Raw genomic sequence first — 21,506 nt, forward strand, 5'->3', positions numbered from 1 at the left:
CGGTTCGAGACGAGACAAGACAAGGGAATGGAGATGGCGAACGACATTGTTGACCTGCCCGGCTTTCCCTGCACGACGGGGTGGCGCATCACGGGTTATTACCTGCCGGCGGAAACGGATTTCCAGGATCCTGCCGTTCCTGCTTCGGTGACGGAATGGGGCGAGGATGTGTTTCCCGCCAAATTCCTCGACGCCTGCAGGATGGAAGGATGGGGCGAAACGCGATACGGCTGGTTTCTCGGTTGGTCGGGCGGCCACTGGGTGAAATCGGATTTTCCGAAGGATGCACGCGACGGGCGTCTGGAAATCGGCTGCGTAGCGGTCGACGTTCACGCGATTCCGTTGGGCACGGTGCTCCGCATTCCGACCGCGCCCGCTCCGTGGTGCGACCGGATTTTGACTGCCGCCGATACGGGCGGCGGCATCAAGGGCAAACACATCGACATCTTCTGCGGGTTCGGCAATGCAGCGAGGCAGGAAACCTACCATGTGACAGCCGGGAACGGCACCGTTTGCGTGTCGGCCAATACCGCGTTGTAGCAGGCAGAAGGGCGTCGATGATGCCGGCCCCGTGGTGCGACGGCACGAGCGGGCCGGGCAGGGCCGAGCTTGAGGCCGACGCGTGTGGGCGTTTGTGTCGGCGGTCGGCTCCCCGTGTTACACGAGCCCCGTCGCGTAGTACACGGCGATCACGAAGAACACCGCGAGCGTCTTGATGATAGTGACCGCGAAAATGTCGCGATACGACTCGCGGTGCGTGAGGCCCGTGACCGCGAGCAGCGTGATGACCGCGCCGTTGTGCGGCAGCGTGTCCATGCCGCCGCTCGCCATCGCGACGACCCGGTGCAGCACGTCCATCGGGATGTTGGCCGCCTGCGCGCCCTTGATGAACAGGTCCGACATCGCGGCGAGCGCGATGCTCATGCCGCCCGATGCCGAGCCCGTGATACCCGCGAGCGAGCTGACCGACACGGCTGCGTTGACGAGCGGGTTCGGGATGCTCTTCAGCGCGTCGCTGACGACGAGGAAGCCCGGCAGCGCGGCGATCACGCCGCCGAAGCCGTATTCCGACGCGGTGTTCATTGCGGCGAGCAGCGCGCCGGCGACGGCGGCCTTCGAGCCGGCCGCGAAACGGCCGCTGACGCGCTTGAACGCGGTCAGCACGACCAGCACGATACCGAGCAGCAGCGCGGCCTCGACCGACCAGATCGCGACGACCGTCTTGATCGACGTGGTGACCGGCGCGTGCACGCCCGGCAGCACTTCCGGCGCGACCGTGTACGACGCGGCGCCGTACCACTGCGGGATCAGCTTCGTGAACGCGAAGTTCGACACGCCGACGAGGATCAGCGGCAGGATCGCCAGCGCGGGATGCGGCAGCGCCTTCGCCTCGACGCGCTCAGGCTCGTTGACGAGCGACGTGCCGTAGCCTTCGCCCTTTGCCATCGCCGAACGGCGGCGCCATTCGAGATAGGTGAGACCGACGACGATGATGAACAGCGAGCCGATCGTGCCCAGCGCGGGCGCGGCCCACGCGGTCGTCTTGAAGAACGTGGTCGGGATGATGTTCTGGATCTGCGGCGTGCCGGGCAGCGAATCCATCGTGAACGAGAACGCGCCGAGCGCGATCGCGCCGGGCATCAGCCGTTTCGGGATGTTGCTCTGGCGATAGAGTTCGGCCGCGAACGGATAGACCGCGAACACCACGACGAACAGCGAGACGCCGCCATAGGTGAGCAGCGCGCACACCGCGACGATCACCGCATTCGCGCGCGAGCGGCCGATGTAGCGGATCGCCGCGTGGACGATCGACTCGGAGAACCCGGACAGTTCGATCACCTTGCCGAACACGGCGCCGAGCATGAAGACAGGGAAATACAGTTTGACGAAGCCGACCATCTTCTCCATGAAGATGCCGGAGAAGACCGGTGCGACGGCGGCGGGTTCGGTCAGGAGCACCGCGCCGAGCGCGGCGATCGGCGCGAACAGGATCACGCTGTAGCCGCGATACGCGGCGAACATCAGGAACGCCAGCGCGGCGAGGACGATCACGAAAGACAAGGGAGTCTCCTAAAAGCTTGGAATGGCTTTGGTTGTTGTTCGATCGCGCGATGCGCCGCGGACCAACTCAGGTTCGTGCAGGTTTCGTGCCATCGGCCGGATTGCGCCGCCGGACATGGGTCCGCCGGCGGCCGGCGGGCCCGCGCCGGTCCAAGTCTGACGATTCTACATAAAACGTCTCCATCTGGAGACGTTTCGGCCATCCGGCCAACCCTCGACATCGTGCAGGGCTTTCCCGGACAATGCGTTGCGGTGTGTCTCCGGAGTGAGATAATCCGTCCCGTTCCGGAGACATCCGGCCGACGATATACGGAGACGACGACACGATGATGAACGACTGGGCCCGCCTGCCCGTCAACTACGGCGACGTGCTGCGGCGCGCCGCCGAGTCGCTGTTCCGGACCTTCGAGGATTCGAGTGCGGGCACGGTGGTCGTCGATCGCGACGCGCGTGTCGTGTGGATGAACGAGCGTTACGCGGCGCGCTTCGGTTTCGCCGATCCGCAGCAGGCCGTCGGCCTCGACTGCGAGGCCGTGATCCCGAACAGCCTGATGCGCGAGGTCGTATCGACCGGCCAGCCGATCCTGCTCGACATCATGGAGACGGGCCGCGAGCCGCTCGTCGTCACGCGCCTGCCGTTGAAGAACGAGGCCGGCGAGACGGTCGGCGCGATCGGCTTCGCGCTGTTCGATCAGTTGAAGACGCTCACGCCGATTTTTTCCCGCTATGCGCAGCTTCAGCAGCAACTGATCGCGACGCAGCGCTCGCTCGCGCAGGCGCGCCGCGCGAAATACACGTTCGCGAGCTTCGTCGGCACGAGTGCCGCGAGCCTCGAGACCAAGCGCCAGGCGCGCCGCGCGGCGCAGGTCGATTCGCCGGTGCTGCTGCTTGGCGAGACGGGCACCGGCAAGGAACTGCTCGCCCACGCGATTCACGCGGCGTCGGCACGTGCGCTCCAGCCGCTCGTGACCGTCAACGTCGCCGCGATCCCCGACACGCTGCTCGAAACCGAATTCTTCGGCGCGGCGCCCGGCGCGTACACCGGCGCCGATCGCAAGGGCCGCGTCGGCAAGTTCGAGCTGGCCGATCGCGGCACGCTGTTTCTCGACGAGATCGGCGACATGCCGCTGCCGTTGCAGGGCAAGCTGCTGCGCGTGCTGCAGGACAAGGAGTTCGAGCCGGTCGGCTCGAACCGGATCGTGCGCGCGGACGTGCGCATCATCGCCGCCACGTCGGCCGACCTGCCGGCGCTGGTGGCGGCCGGACGTTTTCGCGCGGATCTCTATTACCGGCTGAACGTGCTGACGATCCATGCGCCGCCGCTGCGCGAACGCGCATCCGACATCGCGGCGCTCGTCTACGCGACGCTCGAGGAACTGGCCGCGCAGCACGGGCGCGCCGCCCACTGCGAGCTGACCGACGATGCGCTGCGGATGCTGTGCGCGTATCCGTGGCCCGGCAACGTGCGCGAGTTGCGCAATACGCTCGAGCGCGCGCTGATGCTGTCCGACCGTTCGGTGATCGATGCGCGCGCGCTCGCGCCGTTTCTCGGGCCGGTGCGCATCTCGGCGGACGGCGCGGCGCCGGCGCAGCGGGTTGCCGCGGTGCCGGCCGAGCAGCGTGCGGGCGATGCGTCGACGGCCTCCGGGGCGCCGGCCGCTTCGTATGCCGATGCACTGGCGGCGTGGGAGCGCCAGTTCCTGAGCGATGCGCTGGCGGCTTGTGACGGCAAGGTCATTGAAGCGGCCGCGCGCATCGGCATCGGCCGCGCGACGCTGTACAAGAAACTGGCCGCGCTCGGTATTGGCCGTTAGGCCGTTCGGCGACGCCGATGCGGCCCGATGTAACGCATCGAATAGGAGGTCACGATGAAGCGGATCGGCTTCGCAGGGTGGTTGACCCTGTTGCTGGCGAGTGCCGCGCTCGCGCAGTCGGGCGATGCCGACGCGCCCGACGCGCGGCGCAACTGGTACAACGATCCGTTCGTCGCGCTGTCGCAGGACGTCGCCGAATGCCCGTTGCCGCTCGGCCCGTGGATGACGCGCGCCGAGATGACGGACGATGCGCACTACCGCGCCGAGCGCGGCACGACCTGCTGGCTCGCCCATCGCTGCACGAAGCCGAACTCGTATATGTATGACGCGTCGATCGCCGATGCGGCGAAGGCGCACTTCGCCGGCTCCGATCGCCTGCGCGGCACGAGCCTGTGGATCACCGTGCAGCGACGTTTCATCTACGTCGAAGGATGCGCGGATACGACGCTCGATCGCCACGCGCTGCAACGCGAATTCGAGGCGCTTCCGGACGTCGAGCAGGTTTTCGTTCGCATCACCGATGATCCGCGCAAGCGCTTGCCGTACAAGGCGCGCGGCCAACCCGACCGCGCGCCGGACTGACGGCCGAAGGGCAGCCCATGGCATACTCGCGACATTCAAAAAAAGGTTGACGGGAAGAATAATGAAACACATGCTTGCGTCGGTCTGTCGGTGGCCTCGGGCGGCCGTGATGTTGGCTCTGGTTGCAGGGCTCGGCGGGTGCGGCGGCGGTGCTCCGCTGTTCACGTCGGATGGGCGCCCGACCACTCAGGTGCAATGCACCGGCAGCGACTGGAGCAATTGCACGGACAATGCCCGGGCCATGTGCAACGGGGATTTCGACGTGATCCAGCAATCCACGGATGACGCCGTGCGAAACCTTCTCTTCGCATGCAAGAAGAAAAGCGGTTATTGATCCCGAAATGACCGGCTGAGGATACACGATCGGGCAAAGCGCTTTTCCGTTTGCTTTGAGTCACTTGTTTTTCACGAATAACACTCATGGAGTCCCATCCATATGGCGACCTACAGGCAACTGAGCGCGCAGCTCGAGCGGCTTCAGCAAAAGATCGACAAGGAACGTGAAAAGGCGATTGCCGACGCGATTGCGCATATCCGCGCGAAAATCGACGAATACGACATTACGCCCGAAGAGCTCGGTTTTCGCCCGGCAGGATCGGCCGCCGCCAATGCCGCCGCGAAGCCCAAGCGCACCTTGCCGCCGAAGTACCTGAACCCGAAGACGGGCGAAACGTGGAGTGGCCGCGGGCGGGCGCCGGCATGGCTCGGCAAGAACCGCGGACGTTTCCTGATCAAGGACTGACTCCCGGAAATCCTCACCTTTCGTGTGCCGACTGACGGTGCGAACGGCCATGCGGCCTTCGCACCGTTTTGTTTTCGCGCAATCGTCACGCGATTTTCCCCGACGAATTGAAGTGCAATGCCGCGCAATTAACAGATCCCGTTATGCGAATTCGCCGCGATCCGGCTGCATGTTGCCGGTAATTCCCGTAAACAACCGCGTAATGGCGCAATGTATGCGCATTGGCATGTGCGATTTTCGCGGTGCATGCATCACGCGGATTTTCATCACCTTTCGCATGCGGATGCGGTGTGTCGTGCGATTCCCGAAGATACTCACCATGGCTCCTGTAAATCCTCACCTTTGAGAAAACGGCTGCAGCGTCGTGCCGCGTGGCGTGCCTCGTGCATGCGGCGCTACGATGCCGGGCCGTATGTGTTGCAGGTCCATGGTGCGGGCGTTGACACCCGTCGAATAGTCGGCCGTTCGGCATATAGGCAGTCGCAAGCGGTTCGCCTATGCTTGGGGTTCGCGTCGATCGGCGCACGGCCTGCCCGGCCGCATGCCGATCGTGTCGTCTTTCGTCACCGCAGGGAGCCGATGTGACCGTTCGCCATCTCGATGCGTTGTTCCAGCCCAAGTCCGTTGCGGTCGTCGGCGCGTCGTCACGCGCCGGCAGTATCGGCGCGATGGTGTGGTCGCGTGTGCTCGACGGCGCGTTCCAGGGGCCTGTGTGGCCGGTCAATCCGAAATATCGCGAGCTCGACGGGCATGCGGTCGTCTCCGATGTCGACCGGCTGCCCACGCCGCCGTCGGTTGCCGTGATCTGCACGCCGCCCGCGACCTGGGCCGGCATCGTGCGCAAGCTCGGCGAACTCGGCACGCGCGTCGCGGTGATCGTCGGCGACGCGCGCACCGATGCCGATCGCGTCGCGGTCGATCGCACGCTGAAGGCGGCGAAGCCGTTCGTGCTCCGTATCGTCGGGCCCGGCAGCCTCGGCGTGTTGTCGCCTGCGCGGCATGCGCATTTCGGCGCGCCTGCCTATACGGCGCGATCGGGCGGCGTCGCGTGGGTGTCGCAATCGAACGCGCTGACGAACGCGGTGCTCGGCTGGGCCGATGCGCGCGGCCTCGGCTTTTCGCACGTCGTCGCGCTCGGTAGTGAAGCCGATGTCGATGCGGGCGACGTCCTCGACTATCTGGCAAGCGATCCCGGCACGCGCGCGATCCTGCTCGAACTCGATACCGTGCGCGCGGCGCGCAAGTTCATGTCGGCGGCGCGGGCGGCCGCACGCAACAAGCCGGTACTCGCGTTGCGCACCGGCCGTGCCGATCCCGGCGACGCGCTGTACACGGCGGCATTCCAGCGCGCGGGCATGGTGCGCGTCGATGCGCTCGACGATCTGCTCGACGAAATCGAGACGCTCGGCGTCGGCCGCGTCACCGCGCGGGGCGCGGCGACGCTCGTGACGAGCGATGCGGGCGTGGCGAAACTGGCGGTCGATGCGGTGGCCGACGTGCGCGACGTGCTGACCGACTGGTCGCCCGCGGCAACGTCGGCCGTCGCGGCCGCGCTGCCGCATCTCGCGGCGCCCGGCAATCCGCTCGCGCTGGGCGACGATGCGCGCCCCGAGCACTTTGCCGCGGCGATCAAGGCGCTCGCCCCGTTTCCGCAGACGGGCACGCTGTTCGTCGTTCATTCCACTTCGCACAGCGCGCCGGCCGAGTCGGTCGCGCGCACGCTGATCGATTCGCGGCAGTACGCGCATCGCGGCATCCTCGCGTGTTTCTTCGGCGCGGTCGACGCGGCGACGCGCGATGCGCTGCACGCGAACGGCATTCCGGTGCACACGACGCCGCAGCGGCTCGCACGCGCGTATGCGCGTCTCGTCGACTACAACCTCGGGCGCCAGTTGCTGATGCAGACGCCGGAGGGCACGCCGCTGCAGCCGGCCGAGTGCGTGGCGTCCGCCCAGGCCGATGCGCGCCGGCTGGTCGAAGCCGGTCAGCATGAACTGGCCGGCGAGGGCGCGCTGCATTGGCTGTCCCGTTTCGGTCTGCAGGGCGAGCAGCCCGACGAACCGGCCGGCAAGAAGGTCGTCGATATCGCGGTCGACATGTACGACGATTCGAACTTCGGTCCGGTGTTTCGCTATGCCGTGCCACCGGCCGATGGCGTATCGGCACCGTTTGTCGTCTACGGCCTGCCGCCGCTGAACACGGTGCTCGCCCGCGCGGTGATGGAGCGCTCGCCGTATGCGCGCAGCACGCGTGTCGAGCCGACGCTCGACGCGCTGACGGCCCTGTCGCAGGTCGTCTGCGACGTGCGCGAAGTCGTCGCGATGTCGGTCACGCTGCGCGTGCTGTCCGACCGCGCCTGGGTGATCGCGCCGCGCATCACGCTTGCCTCGGGGCGCAGCCGGCTCGCGATCATGCCGTATCCGCGACACCTCGAGCAGACGCTCGAGTGGCGTGGCGAGACGGTGACGATCCGTCCGATCCGTCCGGAGGACGAGGCCGCCCACAACGAACTGCTCGGTGCGATGACGCCGGAAGATCTGCGGATGCGTTTCTTCGGCGCGGTGCGCAGCTTCGATCATTCGCAGGTGGCGCGCATGACGCAGATCGACTACGACCGCGAAATGGCGTTCATCGTGTCGTTCACCGATGTGTCCGGGCGCGACCACACGCTCGCGGTGGTGCGTGCGGTCGCCGATCCGGACAACGAGACGGCGGAGTTCGCGATCGCGGTGCGACCCGATCAAAAGGGCAAGGGGCTCGGCCGGTTGTTGATGACTCGCATCATCGATTACGCACGCTCGCGCGGCACCGCGTGGATGGTCGGCGAGGCGCTGCGCGAGAATTCGGCGATGATCTCGCTCGCGAAAGCGTGCGGGTTTGCGGTGTCGACGACCGAGGAGCCCGGCGTCGTGGGTTTCAGGATGAAGTTACAGCCGTAGGCGTCGGTCCGTGGTTCGACGCCGAGGGCAGCGCATGGCGCCGATGCTGAAATGTGCCGCCATGCTGCGAATTCAATCAGGAATGCAAATAACTCCAAATCAATCTCTGCGGTGAAACGTCTGCCAACATGTCGGATCTGTCGATCGCGGCGATATCGCGCCGCACGCAGGGTGTCCGGAGACGCATGCAGTGGGCTGCGATGGCCACCTTCCGCAGCCGTTTCGAGCGATGTGCATGTACATGTTCGTGGCCGTATTCCGGCCTCGCCAATTCAAGGCCATCAGCAAGGTGAGACTTTTCGGGAGCAGCGAGTGAGCTTTTCCGGGACAGCGTGGTGAGCCGATACGGGAGCGTTCGGTGAGCCTTCCCGGGAACGGCCGGTGAGCACCTGCGGGAGAGGCCGGTGAGCCTTTTCGGGATATGTCGGTGAGCCCTTGCGGGAGCGATCGGTGAGGGCGTTCGGGAGACGTCAGCGAGCGTCTCAGGGGGCCTTGGGTGAGACTTTTCGGGAGGCCGCGGTGAGTGCTTGCGGGATGCCGAGGTGAGCTTTTACGGGAGCATGCGAACGCACGGCTCCCGTGGGCGTGGCGCCGGCCCATGCCGGCGCGACACGCGGGTGCGGGCACGCAGGAACCGTGCCCGCGGTCACGTTCACGCAGCGAGTTTCGACGCCGCGTCGTTCACCTGGTCGCGCGAAATCGCGAGTTCCTCGAGGTGCGGATCGGCGTAGACCGCGCCGGTTTCGCGCTCGAGGCGGGCGATCGTCAGCGCACAGCGCGCGGTGTCTTTCGGCATCGCGATGAAGCGCTTGACCGACTCGCCGGCCGTGAACGCGTCGAACAGTGCGCCGCGCACGTCGTCCGGAAGCGTCTTGGTCCACTGGTACGGCTTGCCGTTGAACGTGATCGACGGCGGCAGCGTGCGTTCCTTCTTGGTCGCCGTGATGAGCCCGTAGGTGCGCGCCGCGTCGCCGATCTGCTCGGGCGAGAAGAGTTCGTCAGGCGTGATGCCGAACTGCTCGATGTAGTTCTCGATCGCCTGCATCGCGGCGGCACGATCGTCGCGCTTCTTCTGCGCGCGCGCGACGATATCGCGCAGCTCGTCCGCTTCCTCGGGCGTGATCGTGAAGCTTGCCTGCTTCTGCTGAAGTTCGGAGAAACGCTGGAATTCTTGATCGTTCAGAAGTTTGGCCATGACATCCATCGGACACGACGGCCGCGACAACCGGCCGCCGTAGTTTTTGAGAGGGCCGCTATTCTAGCGTAGCGCCGCGGGCGCCCGATGCGGCATCGCGCATCGGGCGTCGCACGGGCATCGTGGATGCGGGGCCGGGGCCGGGGCCGGGGCCGGGGCCGGGACCGGCGCCGCTGCGCCGCGGCCTGTGCGCGTTGCCTGGAACCCGCGCGTGTCAGCAGGTCTCCGTGCGGCACATCGACAGACGGGCGGCCGTGCCGCGCAGTGCGTCGACGACCACGTCGACGGACGGCGCGAGGTGCGCATCGATCCGGCGCATGTACGGGCACGTCAGCACCGCGATCGCATGGCCGGCCGGCCCGAGGATCGGCACGGTCAGGTCGGTCACGCCGTACGCCTGGCGGCTGTCCTGGCGCAGATAGCCGGACTGCCGGATCGACTGGCACGCGTTCGCGAGTTCCTGCTCGTTCAGCGGCGCTTCGCCCTTCACCTTGCGATGCTCGGCCAGCATGTGCGCGCGTTGCTCGGCGCTCTGGAACGCCAGCATCATGCGCCCCGACGCCGTGTCGGCGAGGCCGACGCGCGAGCCGAGCCGGACCGACACGCCCCACGGGCCGGGCCCGTCCACTTGCGCGATCACGAGCAGGTTGCCGCGATCGTAGACGGACAGGTGGCACGACTGCTCGGCGGCATCGGCGAAGCGCTGCATCGGCGGCAGCGCCTCGGCGATCAGCCGGTTCATCGGCGGATGCCGGTGCGCAAGCGCGAACAGCTTGAGGCTGAGCGTGTAGCGATCGCCGCCGGTCGAACGCATCACGTAGCGGCGCGCGACGAGGCGTTCGAGCATCCGGTAGATTTCGCTCGCATTGCGGCCGAGTTCCTTCGTGATTTCGGTGCGGGTGAGTCCTTCCTTCTGCTCGGACAGGAGTTCGAGAATGTCGAGGCCCTTGTCGAGCGCGGGTGCGCGATAGCGATCAAGAGCGGCCATCGATTCCCGTGCGTCGCAGCCGGGAAGCGGGTCGTTGGTTGTCTGCATTGTCGATGTGAAGTTGGGGGATTACCGTCGATCGGTGGGCGACGCACGCTGGCCGGTTCTGCTCCGCGTATGGCAATGAAAGCCGTCCGTACGAGCTTAGCAATAAACATACAGTGTGCAATGCAGCGTCTTTTTACCGATCATTACCCGACAAGAACGGATGGGCAAACGTTTTCGATGACAGGGGCACCCCGAATAGCCAGTATTCATGCCTCGATGGCAGGCGCGCCTGCGCATGACGGCCGGTCGATCGACGTGGGCGCGGCGCGTGTTGCGAAGCAGCTTCGGCAGTCGCACCAATAGTCGGTATCCGTCGCGTGTCATTTCACGGCGCGCGACCGGTGGTACAAAGGCTTGCGGGCCAGCGACGGCGCGGCCGCGCGTGCAGCCGGCCGGCATGGGCCGGCACGCGTCGCGGATGCCGGGCCGTCGTCGCCGATGCGCAGACCGGCGGCCGCCCGTTCGATGCGTGCCGTACTGCAGTACGGCGCCACGATCGCTGCGCCCGCGCGACGCTCGCGCGTCGACGGCATGCCGCACGCGGCGCCGACGCGTGCAATTGACGATCGACGATCGACGACCAGTCCGGCGCGTGGCTGCGAAAGGCCGCGTCGGCCGGTATCCTGTCCCACTCGACAACAGAGGTTAAGCACGATGAAACTGCTTCGCTACGGCCCGTCCGGCCAGGAAAAGCCCGGCATCCTCGACGCGGCCGGCCGCATTCGCGACCTGTCCGCGCAGGTGCCGGATCTTGCCGGCGATGTGCTGTCCGACGCGGGTCTCGCGCGGCTGCGCGCGATCGATCCGGCCACGCTGCCGCTCGTGTCCGGCGAGCCGCGCATCGGTGCATGCGTCGGCCAGGTCGGCAAGTTCATCGGCATCGGCCTGAACTATGCCGATCACGCGGCCGAAGCCGGCATGCCGGTGCCGAAGGAGCCGGTCGTGTTCGGCAAGTGGACGAGTTCGATCTGCGGCCCGAACGACGGCATCGACATCCCGAAGGGTTCGGTCAAGACCGACTGGGAAGTGGAACTGGGTGTCGTGATCGGCGCGAAGTGCAAGGACGTCGACGAAGCGCGCGCGCTCGATTACGTCGCGGGCTACTGCGTCGTCAACGACGTATCCGAGCGCGAATGGCAGATCGAGCGCGGCGGCCAGTGGGACAAGGGCAAGGGCTTCGACACGTTCGGCCCGATCGGCCCGTGGCTCGTCACGCGCGACGAAGTGCCCGATCCGCAGCGTCTCGACCTGTGGCTCGACGTCGACGGCCATCGTTATCAGAACGGCAATACGCGCACGATGGTGTTCACCGTCGCGCAGCTGATCGCGTATCTGTCGACCTGCATGACGCTGCAGCCGGGCGACGTGATCACGACCGGTACGCCGCCGGGCGTCGGGATGGGGAGCAAGCCATCGCCGATATACCTGAAGGCCGGCCAAACGGTGCGCCTCGGGATCGAAGGACTCGGCGAGCAGTTGCAGAGCACACGCCACGCACAATAAGCGCGTGCGCGGCGCGGACCGGCCGGAGGATGCAGCTACCCGCGCGCAGCGAACGGCGACGTAGCCAAAAACCAGGGGCCCGATTCCGCGCGAGGCGGAATCGGGCCCTTGTCGCTCGTGCGCGTCCGGACGAAGCGGATCACACGACGTTGTCGAGTGCGCAGTGCGCTTCGAGCCGATAGCCGTCGGGGTCGACGACGAACGCCGCGTAATAGCCGGGGCCGTAGTGCTCGCGCTTGCCGGGCCCGCCGTTGTCCTTGCCGCCGTGCTCGAGCGCGGCGCGGTAGAACGCGTCGACCTCGACCGGCGACGCGGCCTTGAACGACAGGTGCAGCCCGGAATCGGGATCGGCGACGACAGGCCGGGCCGCGTGCTGCAACCACAGCTCGGGCTCGGTCGTGCCGTAGCCGAGCGCGCCGTCGTCGCTATACAGGCGCTTGTAGCCGAGTGCGCCGAGCGCGCTGTCGTAGAAGGTGCGGCTGCGATCGATGTGGGCAACGCCGAACGAAAGGTGGTCGATCATCTGTGGCTCCTTGAACTGAGGGGGACGTCAGTGCGGCAAACCTGCTTACAGGCACCATGCCAGCCGCTTGTAGCGCAGCGCGCCGAGCGTGCTGTCGTCGTACCTGCGGCCAGTGGAGGTGTGGATAACGCTGAACGAAAAGCGATCGATCATCTGTGTCTCCTTGGATTGAACCGGCATCGGTGCGGCCAACCAGTTTTTAACCACCATGCCGGTTATGTTAGAAATCGCTCGGACGCTTGTCAACCGGCATGGTGGTTAGATACGATCGCGTCATGAGCAAAACGCAACCTTCCGTCACAACGGACTGCCTGATCCCGGCGCCGCCCGAAACGTTGAGCCTCGATTTCGCGAACACGCTGTATTGGCGCGGCAGCGACCCACCGACGGAAACCTTCGGCACGATGGACGACCTGTTCGCGTGGTGCCGCGAGCAGGCGGGCGTACCGGCCGGGCTGGCCGACGCGTGTCGTGAGCAATACCTGAACCTGAAGAAGAATGACGAACCCGCGATGCTCGCGCAGGCGCTCGCGTTGCGCGAGGCGCTATACCGGCTCTTTCACGCGCAGGCGGAGCAGCGCGAGCCGCAGGCCGAGGATCTCGCGCTGCTCGGCGGCTTCCTGGTGGAAGCATCGCCGCGCGTTGCGCTGGTGCGCGTCGACGGCCGCTATGCGTGGAGGATCGACGCGTCGGGCGCGACGCTCGCGCGCCTATTGAGCCCGGTGCTCTGGTCGGCGATCGACCTGCTCGGCGGCGCGCGGCTCGCGAAGGTCAAGCGCTGTGCGAACGACGCATGCCAGTGGCTGTTCATCGACGACAGCAAGAACGGCAGCCGACGCTGGTGCTCGATGTCGTCGTGCGGCAATCGCGCGAAGGCGTATCGCCACTATCACAAGGCCGAATGACGGCGCGGACGGAACCTATTTCGCCGACAACTTCCGCCACAGCGTCGTCTTGCTGATGCCGAGCATCGCGCACGCGCGATCGCGGTCGCCGCCGCACGCGTCGAGCACCGCGCGGATCTCGTCGGCTTCCGCGCGACGGCGCCGCGCGTGGAGCGTCCGTGCCTCGTCGCCGCCGGCGCCGGCCGCATCGGGCGGCGCGGCGAACAGCTCGGGCGCGATCACTCGCAGCGCGCCAGGGGCGAGCGCCGCGCACGCGGCGGCCGGATCGTTTTCGTCGACTTCCTCGGCCAGCTCCACCGCGATCCGCTCGACCACGTTCTGCAGTTCGCGCACGTTGCCGGGCCAGCGGTAGCGCGCGAGCGTCGCTTGCGTCGCGGCGAGCACGCGCAGCGCGTCGTCGGCGTCGCGCACGCGGTCGGCGAGACGCGGCTCGCGCCGCGCGGCCTGCACGAGCAGCGTCGCCGCGAGCGCGGGGATGTCGGCCGCGCGCTCGCGCAGCGGCGGCAGGCCGATGTTCAGGATGTTGAGCCGGTAATAGAGATCCGCGCGGAACGTACCGGCCTCGACGGCCGCGAGCAGCGGCCGGTGCGTCGCGGCGATCACGCGCACGTCGATGCGGATCGGCTCGGTCGAGCCGAGGCGGATCACCTCGCGCTCCTGCAGCACACGCAGCAGCCGGCTTTGCAGCGACGGCGGCATCTCGCCGATTTCGTCGAGAAACAGCGTGCCGCGGTGCGCGGCCTCGAACAGGCCGGTCTTGCCGCCGCGCCGCGCGCCGGTGAACGCGCCTTCTTCATAACCGAACAGCTCGCTCTCGAGCAGCGCTTCCGGAAACGCGCCGCAGTTGACCGCGACGAACGGATAGCTGCGCCGCGCGGACAGCGCATGCAGGCTCTGCGCGATCATCTCCTTGCCGGTGCCGCTTTCGCCGAGCACGAGCACGGTCGCGTCGGATTTCGCGTAGCGGCGCACGAGGTCGCGCACGCGCGTCATCGGCGCCGACGCGCCGACCACGTCGTCGAGCGCGTAGCGGGCGGCGAACTGCTGCGTGGTCGGCTGCGAACGCAGCGCGCGATCGAGCCGTTCTACCGCGCGCGATTCCTGGAACGTCAGCACGCTGCCCGACGTGACGCCGCGATCGACCAGCGGCCCGCGATGCACGACGTAGCGCACGCCGCGCACGGTCGCGAGCGCGTCGCCGTCCTCGCCGCGCAGCGTGCGCAACTCGGGCCGCAAGTCGACGAGCGCGCGACCGACGGCCGCCGCGGGTTCGACCCCGAACGCCGATGCGAGCCGTTCGTTGATCGCTTCGACGCGGCCGTGCGCGTCGAGCGCGACCACGCCGTCGCGCAGGTGCTGCAGCAGCGTGTCGAGCCGCTGGCGGCGGAATGCCTCGGCGTGCGTCGCATACGCGACTTCGAGCGCCGTCTCGACGGCCTTGCGCACCGACGCATGCGAATACAGGAACACCGCGCCCATGCCGACGCTGGCGGCGAGATCGGTGACGAGGCCCGGGCCGACGATCGTCTCGATGCCGCGATCGCGCAGGTCGTGCACGCAGGCCTCCGCTTCCTGGGCGGACTGATATGACGCAAACTGCACGTCGAGGCCGTACGCGGCGACGAAGCGGCGCACTTCGGGCGGCGTCTCGCCGGCGCTGACGAGCGCGATCCGCGTCGCATCGCGCCGCGCGCGCGCGAGCGCCTGCATCACGTCGAAGCCGGTCGGCGACACGACCACCACCGGCACCTGCGCGCGCGTTTTCAGGAAGCCGCCGTTCGAGCCGGCCGCGACGATCACGTCGGGCCGCGCGGCGCCGGCCTCGGCGATCGCGCTCAGCGCATCTTCATAGGCGCGCGTGACGATGCGCACGTCCGCGCGTTCGTCGAATTCGCCGGCGATCTCGCGAAACAGCTCGCGCAGCCGGCTGATGCCCATCGCCCAGATGCGCGGGCGCACCGTGCGGTCGGCGGGGCCGACGGGCTTGGTCGAGGAGAGGTCCATGACGGCCGATTATGCGCGCGCGATTTCATTTTTGAAACACGAAATCGCTAAATTGAAATCGCCGGGCGGTACCGCACCCACGGCGGTCGCTTAAGAATCAGTGAGTTAGCGACGTTCCGCAAGCTGGCCCGGTCCTTGCTGTTATCGGGCATTCCATCAGGAGGCCGTTCATGAGCAATACGCATCTTCAGAGCGCCGGCGCGAAGTTCCGCGCGGCAGTCGCGGCCGAGCAGCCGCTGCAGGTGGTCGGCGCGATCACCGCGTACGCGGCCAAGATGGCGCAGGCCGTCGGCTTCAAGGCCGTGTACCTGTCGGGTGGCGGCGTCGCCGCGAACTCGCTCGGCATTCCCGACCTCGGCATCAGCACGATGGAGGACGTGCTGATCGACGCGACCCGGATCACCAACGCGACCGACCTGCCGCTGCTGGTCGACATCGACACGGGCTGGGGCGGCGCGTTCAACATCGCGCGCACGGTCCGCTCGTTCATCAACGCCGGCGTCGCGGCCGTGCACCTCGAGGACCAGGTCGGCCAGAAGCGCTGCGGCCACCGTCCGGGCAAGGAAGTCGTGCCGATCGACGAAATGGTCGATCGCGTGAAGGCCGCGGTCGACGCGCGCACCGACGACCAGTTCGTGATCATGGCGCGCACCGACGCGGCCGCCGCGGAAGGGATCGATTCGGCGATCGAGCGCGCGGTCGCGTACGTCGAAGCCGGCGCGGACATGATCTTCCCGGAAGCGATGAAGACGCTCGACGACTACCGCCGCTTCAAGGCCGCCGTGAAGGTGCCGATCCTCGCGAACCTGACCGAGTTCGGCTCGACGCCGCTGTTCACGGTCGACGAGCTGCGCGAGGCGAACGTCGACATCGCGCTGTACTGCTGCGGCGCGTATCGCGCGATGAACAAGGCCGCGCTGAATTTCTACGAGACGCTGCGCCGCGACGGCACGCAGAAGGCGGCCGTGCCGACGATGCAGACGCGCGCCGAGCTGTACGACTTCCTCGGCTATCACGAATACGAGCGCAAGCTCGACGAACTGTTCGCGCAGGGCAAGAAGTAACGCGGCCCGCACCCCCCCGATACCCATTGGAGAAGGAAAACATGAGCGAGACGAAAGACGCAGCAGCACCGGCCGCCGCAGGCGCATTCAAGCCGAAGAAGTCGGTGGCGCTGTCGGGCGTGACGGCCGGCAACACGGCGCTGTGCACGGTCGGCAAGACCGGCAACGACCTCCACTATCGCGGCTACGACATTCTCGACGTCGCCGAATCGTGCGAATTCGAGGAAATCGCGCATCTGCTCGTGCACGGCACGCTGCCGAACCTGACCGAACTGGCCGCGTACAAGACCAAGCTGCGCGCGCTGCGCGGCTTGCCGAGCGCGCTGAAGGCCGCGCTCGAACAGATCCCGGCGTCGGCTCACCCGATGGACGTGATGCGTACCGGCGTGTCGGTGCTCGGCACCGTGCTGCCGGAGAAGGACGACCACAACCTGCCGGGCGCGCGCGACATCGCCGACCGCCTGATGGCGTCGCTCGGTTCGATGCTGCTGTACTGGTATCACTTCTCGCACAACGGCAAGCGCATCGAGACGGAAACCGACGACGACTCGATCGGCGGCCACTTCCTGCACCTGTTGCACGGCAAGACGCCGTCGAAGTCGTGGGTCGAGGCGATGCACACGTCGCTGATCCTGTACGCGGAGCACGAATTCAACGCGTCGACGTTCACCGGTCGCGTGATCGCGGGCACGGGCTCGGACATCTACTCGGCGATCACCGGCGCGATCGGCGCGCTGCGCGGGCCGAAGCACGGCGGCGCGAACGAAGTCGCGTACGAGATCCAGAGCCGCTACAGCTCGCCGGACGACGCCGAAGCCGACATCCGCCGCCGCGTCGAGAACAAGGAAGTCGTGATCGGCTTCGGCCATCCGGTCTACACGATCTCCGATCCGCGCAACAAGGTGATCAAGGGCGTCGCGCACAAGCTGTCGAAGGAAGCGGGCGACACCAAGCTGTACAGCATCGCCGAGCGCCTGGAATCGGTGATGTGGGACGCGAAGAAGATGTTCCCGAACCTCGACTGGTTCAGCGCGGTGTCGTATCACATGATGGGCGTACCGACCGCGATGTTCACGCCGCTGTTCGTGATCTCGCGCACGTCGGGCTGGAGCGCGCACATCATCGAGCAGCGCATCGACAACAAGATCATCCGCCCGAGCGCGAACTACACCGGTCCGGAAGACCTGCAGTTCGTGCCGATCGAGAAGCGCTGATCGTCCGCCGCATGCGCCGGCGCCCGTGATGCGGGCGGCCGGCGCACGCGGCACGTCTTACCCCGAATTCCGCCCCACATCATGAATACCGCCAACCGCAAACCCCTGCCCGGCACGTCGCTGGACTATTTCGACGCGCGTGCCGCGGTCGACGCGATCGCGCCCGGCGCGTACGACACGCTGCCGTACACGTCGCGCGTGCTCGCCGAAAACCTCGTGCGCCGCTGCGATCCGGCGATCCTCGCCGATTCGCTGAAGCAGATCATCGAGCGCAAGCGCGAACGCGATTTCCCGTGGTTCCCGGCGCGCGTGGTGTGCCACGACATCCTCGGACAGACGGCGCTTGTCGATCTCGCGGGCCTGCGCGACGCGATCGCGGACGGCGGCGGCGACCCGGCGAAGGTGAACCCGGTCGTGCCCGTCCAGCTGATCGTCGACCACTCGCTCGCCGTCGAATGCGGCGGCTTCGATCCGGACGCATTCGCGAAGAACCGCGCGATCGAGGATCGCCGCAACGAGGATCGCTTCCACTTCATCGAGTGGACGAAGAAGGCGTTCGAGAACGTCGACGTGATCCCGCCGGGCAACGGCATCATGCACCAGATCAACCTCGAGAAGATGTCGCCGGTGATCCAGGTGCAGGATGGCGTAGCGTTCCCGGACACCTGCGTCGGCACCGACAGCCACACGCCGCACGTCGATGCGCTCGGCGTGATCGCGATCGGCGTCGGCGGGCTCGAAGCCGAGAACGTGATGCTCGGCCGCGCGTCGTGGATGCGCCTGCCCGACATCGTCGGCGTCGAGTTGACCGGCAAGCGCCAGCCCGGCATCACCGCGACCGACGTGGTGCTCGCATTGACCGAGTTCCTGCGCAAGGAGAAGGTGGTCGGCGCGTACCTGGAGTTCCGGGGCGTTGGCGCGGCGAGCCTCACGCTCGGCGATCGCGCGACGATCTCGAACATGGCGCCCGAATACGGCGCGACGGCCGCGATGTTCTTCATCGACGGCCAGACGACCGACTATCTGCGCCTCACCGGCCGCAGCGACGAGCAGGTGAAGCTGGTCGAGACCTACGCGAAGGCGGCGGGCCTGTGGGCCGATACGCTCGCCAATGCGCAATACGAGCGCACGCTGACGTTCGACCTGTCGAGCGTCGTGCGCAACATGGCCGGCCCGTCGAACCCGCACAAGCGGCTGCCGACGTCCGATCTCGCCGCGCGCGGGATTGCCGGTCAGTGGGAAGAGAAGCCGGGCGAGATGCCCGACGGCGCGGTGATCATCGCCGCGATCACGAGCTGCACGAACACCAGCAACCCGCGCAACGTGATTGCCGCCGCCTTGCTCGCCCGCAACGCGAACGCGAAGGGCCTGACGCGCAAGCCATGGGTCAAGAGTTCGCTCGCGCCGGGCTCGAAGGCGGTCGAGCTGTATCTGGAAGAAGCGAACCTGCTGCCTGAACTCGAGAGGCTCGGCTTCGGCATCGTCGCGTTCGCATGCACGACCTGCAACGGGATGTCGGGCGCGCTCGATCCGAAGATCCAGCGGGAGATCGTCGAGCGTGACCTGTACGCGACCGCCGTGCTGTCCGGCAACCGCAACTTCGACGGCCGCATTCACCCGTATGCGAAGCAGGCGTTCCTCGCGTCGCCGCCGCTCGTGGTCGCCTACGCGATCGCCGGCACGATCCGCTTCGACATCGAGAAGGACGTGCTCGGTCACGATCAGGACGGCAAGCCCGTCACGCTGAAGGACATCTGGCCGACCGACGAGGAGATCGATGCGATCGTCGCGTCGAGCGTGAAGCCCGAGCAGTTCCGCAAGGTCTACGAGCCGATGTTCGCGCGCAGCGCCGACGCAGGCGAGCGCGCGGCGCCGCTGTACGACTGGCGTGCGCAGAGCACGTATATCCGCCGCCCGCCGTACTGGGAAGGCGCGCTGGCCGGCGAGCGCACGTTGAAGGGCATGCGTCCGCTCGCGGTGCTCGGCGACAACATCACGACCGACCACCTGTCGCCGTCGAACGCGATTCTGCCGAACAGCGCGGCCGGCGAATACCTCGCGAAGATGGGCCTGCTGGAAGAAGACTTCAACTCGTACGCGACGCACCGCGGCGACCACCTGACCGCGCAGCGCGCGACCTTCGCGAACCCGACGCTCGTCAACGAGATGGCGGTCGTCGATGGCGCGGTGAAGAAAGGTTCGCTCGCGCGCGTCGAGCCGGAAGGCGAGGTCATGCGGATGTGGGAAGCGATCGAGACGTACATGAATCGCAAGCAGCCGCTGATCGTCGTGGCCGGCGCCGACTACGGCCAGGGTTCGTCGCGCGACTGGGCCGCGAAGGGCGTGCGGCTCGCGGGCGTCGAGGCGATCGCCGCCGAAGGTTTCGAGCGGATTCACCGCACGAACCTGATCGGGATGGGCGTGCTGCCGCTCGAGTTCAAGCCGGGCACGAACCGGACGACGCTCGGCATCGACGGCACCGAGACCTTCGACGTGATCGGCGAGCGCAACCCGCGCGCCGACCTGACGCTCGTGATTCACCGCAGGAACGGCGAGCGCGTCGAGGTGCCGATGACGTGCCGGCTCGATACGGCCGAGGAAGTGTCGATCTACGAAGCGGGCGGCGTGCTGCAGCGCTTCGCGCAGGACTTCCTCGAATCGTCGCAGGCGGCTTGATCGCGTCACACAGGGATAACGCACACATGGCTCACACTCCTCAAATCAGGATTCCCGCGACCTACCTGCGCGGCGGCACCAGCAAGGGCGTGTTCTTCCGGCTGCAGGACCTGCCGGATGCCGCGCAGACGCCGGGCGCCGCGCGCGACGCGCTGCTGCTGCGCGTGATCGGCAGCCCCGATCCGTACGGCAAGCAGATCGACGGGATGGGCGGCGCGACGTCGTCCACCAGCAAGACGGTGATCGTGTCGAAGAGCACGCGGCCCGGTCATGACGTCGACTACCTGTTCGGCCAGGTCGCGATCGACAAGGCGTTCGTCGACTGGACGGGCAACTGCGGCAACCTGTCGGCGGCGGTTGGCCCGTTCGCGATCGGCGGCGGGCTCGTCGATCCGGCGCGCGTGCCGCGCGACGGCGTCGCGACCGTGCGGATCTGGCAGGCGAACATCGGCAAGACGATCGTCGCGCACGTGCCGATCGTGAACGGCGCGGTGCAGGAGACGGGCGACTTCGAACTGGACGGCGTCACGTTCCCGGCCGCCGAAGTGCAGCTCGAATTCATGGACCCGGCCGCCGAGGAAGAAGGCGCGGGCGGCTCGATGTTCCCGACCGGCAACCTCGTCGATGATCTTGCGGTGCCGGGCATCGGCACGCTGAAGGCGACGATGATCAACGCGGGCATCCCGACCATCTTCGTCGACGCGGAAGCGATCGGCTATACGGGCACCGAGCTGCAGGACGCGATCAACGGCGATGCGAAGGCGCTCGAGAAATTCGAGACGATCCGCGCGCACGGCGCGTTGCGGATGGGCCTGATCGACACGCTCGACGAAATCGCGACGCGGCAGCACACGCCGAAGATCGCGTTCGTCGCGAAGCCGGCCGACTACGTCGCGTCGAGCGGCAAGCGCGTGAACGCGGGCGACGTCGACCTGCTGGTGCGCGCGATGTCGATGGGCAAGCTGCACCACGCGATGATGGGCACGGCGGCGGTCGCGATCGGCACGGCCGCGGCGATCCCGGGCACGCTCGTCAATCTCGCGGCGGGCGGCGGCGAACGCAATGCGGTGCGCTTCGGGCATCCGTCGGGCACGCTGCGCGTCGGCGCGCAAGCGCGGCGCGAAAACGGCGAATGGGCCGTCACGAAGGCGATCATGAGCCGCAGCGCGCGCGTGCTGATGGAAGGCTGGGTGCGGGTGCCGGGCGACGCGTTCTGAGCGTCGTCGTCGGGATCGACGCGGATGCGGG

General features: G+C 67.3%; 17 protein-coding genes. 12 read left to right on the forward strand and 5 right to left on the reverse strand.

The features are described 5' to 3' along the window. The first annotated feature begins 27 nt into the window (after nt 1–27). A complete protein-coding gene (locus KR541_RS20775) occupies nt 28–540 on the forward strand; it encodes a 3D domain-containing protein (RefSeq protein ID WP_060733347.1) in 513 nt (170 codons plus the stop codon). Nucleotides 541–657: 117 nt separating this feature from the next. Here the strand turns inward: KR541_RS20775 and KR541_RS20780 are convergent, their stop codons facing one another. Continuing rightward, nucleotides 658–2,061: a GntP family permease gene (locus tag KR541_RS20780; RefSeq protein ID WP_050013360.1), complete on the reverse strand. Its 1,404-nt coding sequence runs from the start codon at nt 2,059–2,061 to the stop codon at nt 658–660. A gap of 326 nt (nt 2,062–2,387) precedes the next feature. Between KR541_RS20780 and KR541_RS20785 the strand changes: the two genes are divergently transcribed. The 5 genes from KR541_RS20785 (at nt 2,388) to KR541_RS20805 (ending at nt 8,138) form a co-directional block, all read left to right on the forward strand. Then, complete coding sequence (locus tag KR541_RS20785; RefSeq protein ID WP_124555228.1) at nt 2,388–3,875, forward strand: sigma-54 interaction domain-containing protein; 1,488 nt, start codon at nt 2,388–2,390, stop codon at nt 3,873–3,875. A 54-nt stretch (nt 3,876–3,929) separates the two neighbouring features. Next, nucleotides 3,930–4,457 (forward strand): BON domain-containing protein, encoded by a 528-nt coding sequence (locus KR541_RS20790; protein ID WP_050013358.1) that lies wholly within the window; start codon nt 3,930–3,932, stop codon nt 4,455–4,457. A gap of 61 nt (nt 4,458–4,518) precedes the next feature. After that, nucleotides 4,519–4,791 carry a hypothetical protein gene (locus tag KR541_RS20795; RefSeq protein ID WP_012493616.1) on the forward strand — a complete coding sequence of 91 codons (273 nt, stop codon included), beginning with the start codon at nt 4,519–4,521 and terminating at the stop codon, nt 4,789–4,791. Nucleotides 4,792–4,893: 102 nt separating this feature from the next. Continuing rightward, a complete protein-coding gene (locus KR541_RS20800; RefSeq protein ID WP_124555229.1) occupies nt 4,894–5,199 on the forward strand; it encodes an H-NS histone family protein in 306 nt (101 codons plus the stop codon). 581 nt (nt 5,200–5,780) lie between these two features. Beyond that, nucleotides 5,781–8,138, forward strand: a complete 2,358-nt coding sequence (locus KR541_RS20805) for a GNAT family N-acetyltransferase (RefSeq protein WP_050013356.1) — start codon at nt 5,781–5,783, stop codon at nt 8,136–8,138. A gap of 652 nt (nt 8,139–8,790) precedes the next feature. On the opposite strand, the gene KR541_RS20810 is transcribed toward KR541_RS20805, so the two are convergent. Together KR541_RS20810 and KR541_RS20815 are read right to left on the reverse strand one after the other, a co-directional pair. Beyond that, complete coding sequence (locus KR541_RS20810) at nt 8,791–9,342, reverse strand: hypothetical protein (protein ID WP_050013355.1); 552 nt, start codon at nt 9,340–9,342, stop codon at nt 8,791–8,793. 205 nt (nt 9,343–9,547) lie between these two features. Next, on the reverse strand, nt 9,548–10,369 hold the full coding sequence (locus KR541_RS20815) for an IclR family transcriptional regulator (protein WP_050013354.1): 822 nt from the start codon (nt 10,367–10,369) through the stop codon (nt 9,548–9,550). Nucleotides 10,370–11,023: 654 nt separating this feature from the next. On the opposite strand from KR541_RS20815, the gene KR541_RS20820 reads away from it, so the two are divergent. After that, a complete protein-coding gene (locus KR541_RS20820) occupies nt 11,024–11,872 on the forward strand; it encodes an ureidoglycolate lyase (RefSeq protein WP_089489882.1) in 849 nt (282 codons plus the stop codon). Between the two features lie 139 nt (nt 11,873–12,011). On the opposite strand, the gene KR541_RS20825 is transcribed toward KR541_RS20820, so the two are convergent. After that, nucleotides 12,012–12,395: a VOC family protein gene (locus KR541_RS20825; protein WP_213346159.1), complete on the reverse strand. Its 384-nt coding sequence runs from the start codon at nt 12,393–12,395 to the stop codon at nt 12,012–12,014. 275 nt (nt 12,396–12,670) lie between these two features. Here KR541_RS20825 and KR541_RS20830 point away from each other — a divergent pair, with 275 nt between their 5' ends. Then, nucleotides 12,671–13,300: a CGNR zinc finger domain-containing protein gene (locus tag KR541_RS20830; protein ID WP_235356190.1), complete on the forward strand. Its 630-nt coding sequence runs from the start codon at nt 12,671–12,673 to the stop codon at nt 13,298–13,300. A 15-nt stretch (nt 13,301–13,315) separates the two neighbouring features. Here KR541_RS20830 and prpR read toward each other — a convergent pair whose 3' ends face one another. After that, on the reverse strand, nt 13,316–15,304 hold the full coding sequence (gene prpR / locus KR541_RS20835; protein ID WP_216089757.1) for a propionate catabolism operon regulatory protein PrpR: 1,989 nt from the start codon (nt 15,302–15,304) through the stop codon (nt 13,316–13,318). A gap of 170 nt (nt 15,305–15,474) precedes the next feature. Between prpR and prpB the strand changes: the two genes are divergently transcribed. From prpB to prpF, 4 genes are all read left to right on the forward strand, one after another. After that, on the forward strand, nt 15,475–16,368 hold the full coding sequence (gene prpB, locus KR541_RS20840) for a methylisocitrate lyase (RefSeq protein ID WP_006480320.1): 894 nt from the start codon (nt 15,475–15,477) through the stop codon (nt 16,366–16,368). A gap of 41 nt (nt 16,369–16,409) precedes the next feature. Then, on the forward strand, nt 16,410–17,582 hold the full coding sequence (gene prpC, locus KR541_RS20845; protein ID WP_006480321.1) for a bifunctional 2-methylcitrate synthase/citrate synthase: 1,173 nt from the start codon (nt 16,410–16,412) through the stop codon (nt 17,580–17,582). An 81-nt stretch (nt 17,583–17,663) separates the two neighbouring features. Beyond that, nucleotides 17,664–20,258: a Fe/S-dependent 2-methylisocitrate dehydratase AcnD gene (gene acnD, locus KR541_RS20850; RefSeq protein ID WP_216089758.1), complete on the forward strand. Its 2,595-nt coding sequence runs from the start codon at nt 17,664–17,666 to the stop codon at nt 20,256–20,258. Between the two features lie 26 nt (nt 20,259–20,284). Next, the gene (gene prpF, locus KR541_RS20855; RefSeq protein ID WP_216089759.1) at nt 20,285–21,475 is read left to right on the forward strand and encodes a 2-methylaconitate cis-trans isomerase PrpF; all 1,191 of its coding nucleotides are present in this window, start codon (nt 20,285–20,287) and stop codon (nt 21,473–21,475) included. Nucleotides 21,476–21,506: the final 31 nt, after the last annotated feature.

It is taken from the genome of Burkholderia sola, from assembly GCF_905400185.1.
Classification (GTDB): Bacteria; Pseudomonadota; Gammaproteobacteria; order Burkholderiales; family Burkholderiaceae; genus Burkholderia; species Burkholderia sola.

Bases quoted from the DNA above. Each gene is read 5' to 3' on its own strand.
- KR541_RS20790 (WP_050013358.1), top strand. From the start codon at position 3,930: ATGAAGCGGATCGGCTTCGCAGGGTGGTTGACCCTGTTGCTGGCGAGT.
- KR541_RS20795 (WP_012493616.1), top strand. From the start codon at position 4,519: ATGAAACACATGCTTGCGTCGGTCTGTCGGTGGCCTCGGGCGGCCGTG.
- prpB (WP_006480320.1), top strand. From the start codon at position 15,475: ATGAGCAATACGCATCTTCAGAGCGCCGGCGCGAAGTTCCGCGCGGCA.
- prpC (WP_006480321.1), top strand. From the start codon at position 16,410: ATGAGCGAGACGAAAGACGCAGCAGCACCGGCCGCCGCAGGCGCATTC.
- KR541_RS20800 (WP_124555229.1), top strand. From the start codon at position 4,894: ATGGCGACCTACAGGCAACTGAGCGCGCAGCTCGAGCGGCTTCAGCAA.
- acnD (WP_216089758.1), top strand. From the start codon at position 17,664: ATGAATACCGCCAACCGCAAACCCCTGCCCGGCACGTCGCTGGACTAT.
- KR541_RS20825 (WP_213346159.1), bottom strand. From the start codon at position 12,395: ATGATCGACCACCTTTCGTTCGGCGTTGCCCACATCGATCGCAGCCGC.
- KR541_RS20810 (WP_050013355.1), bottom strand. From the start codon at position 9,342: ATGGATGTCATGGCCAAACTTCTGAACGATCAAGAATTCCAGCGTTTC.
- KR541_RS20775 (WP_060733347.1), top strand. From the start codon at position 28: ATGGAGATGGCGAACGACATTGTTGACCTGCCCGGCTTTCCCTGCACG.
- prpF (WP_216089759.1), top strand. From the start codon at position 20,285: ATGGCTCACACTCCTCAAATCAGGATTCCCGCGACCTACCTGCGCGGC.
- KR541_RS20820 (WP_089489882.1), top strand. From the start codon at position 11,024: ATGAAACTGCTTCGCTACGGCCCGTCCGGCCAGGAAAAGCCCGGCATC.
- KR541_RS20830 (WP_235356190.1), top strand. From the start codon at position 12,671: ATGAGCAAAACGCAACCTTCCGTCACAACGGACTGCCTGATCCCGGCG.
- prpR (WP_216089757.1), bottom strand. From the start codon at position 15,304: ATGGACCTCTCCTCGACCAAGCCCGTCGGCCCCGCCGACCGCACGGTG.
- KR541_RS20785 (WP_124555228.1), top strand. From the start codon at position 2,388: ATGATGAACGACTGGGCCCGCCTGCCCGTCAACTACGGCGACGTGCTG.
- KR541_RS20815 (WP_050013354.1), bottom strand. From the start codon at position 10,369: ATGCAGACAACCAACGACCCGCTTCCCGGCTGCGACGCACGGGAATCG.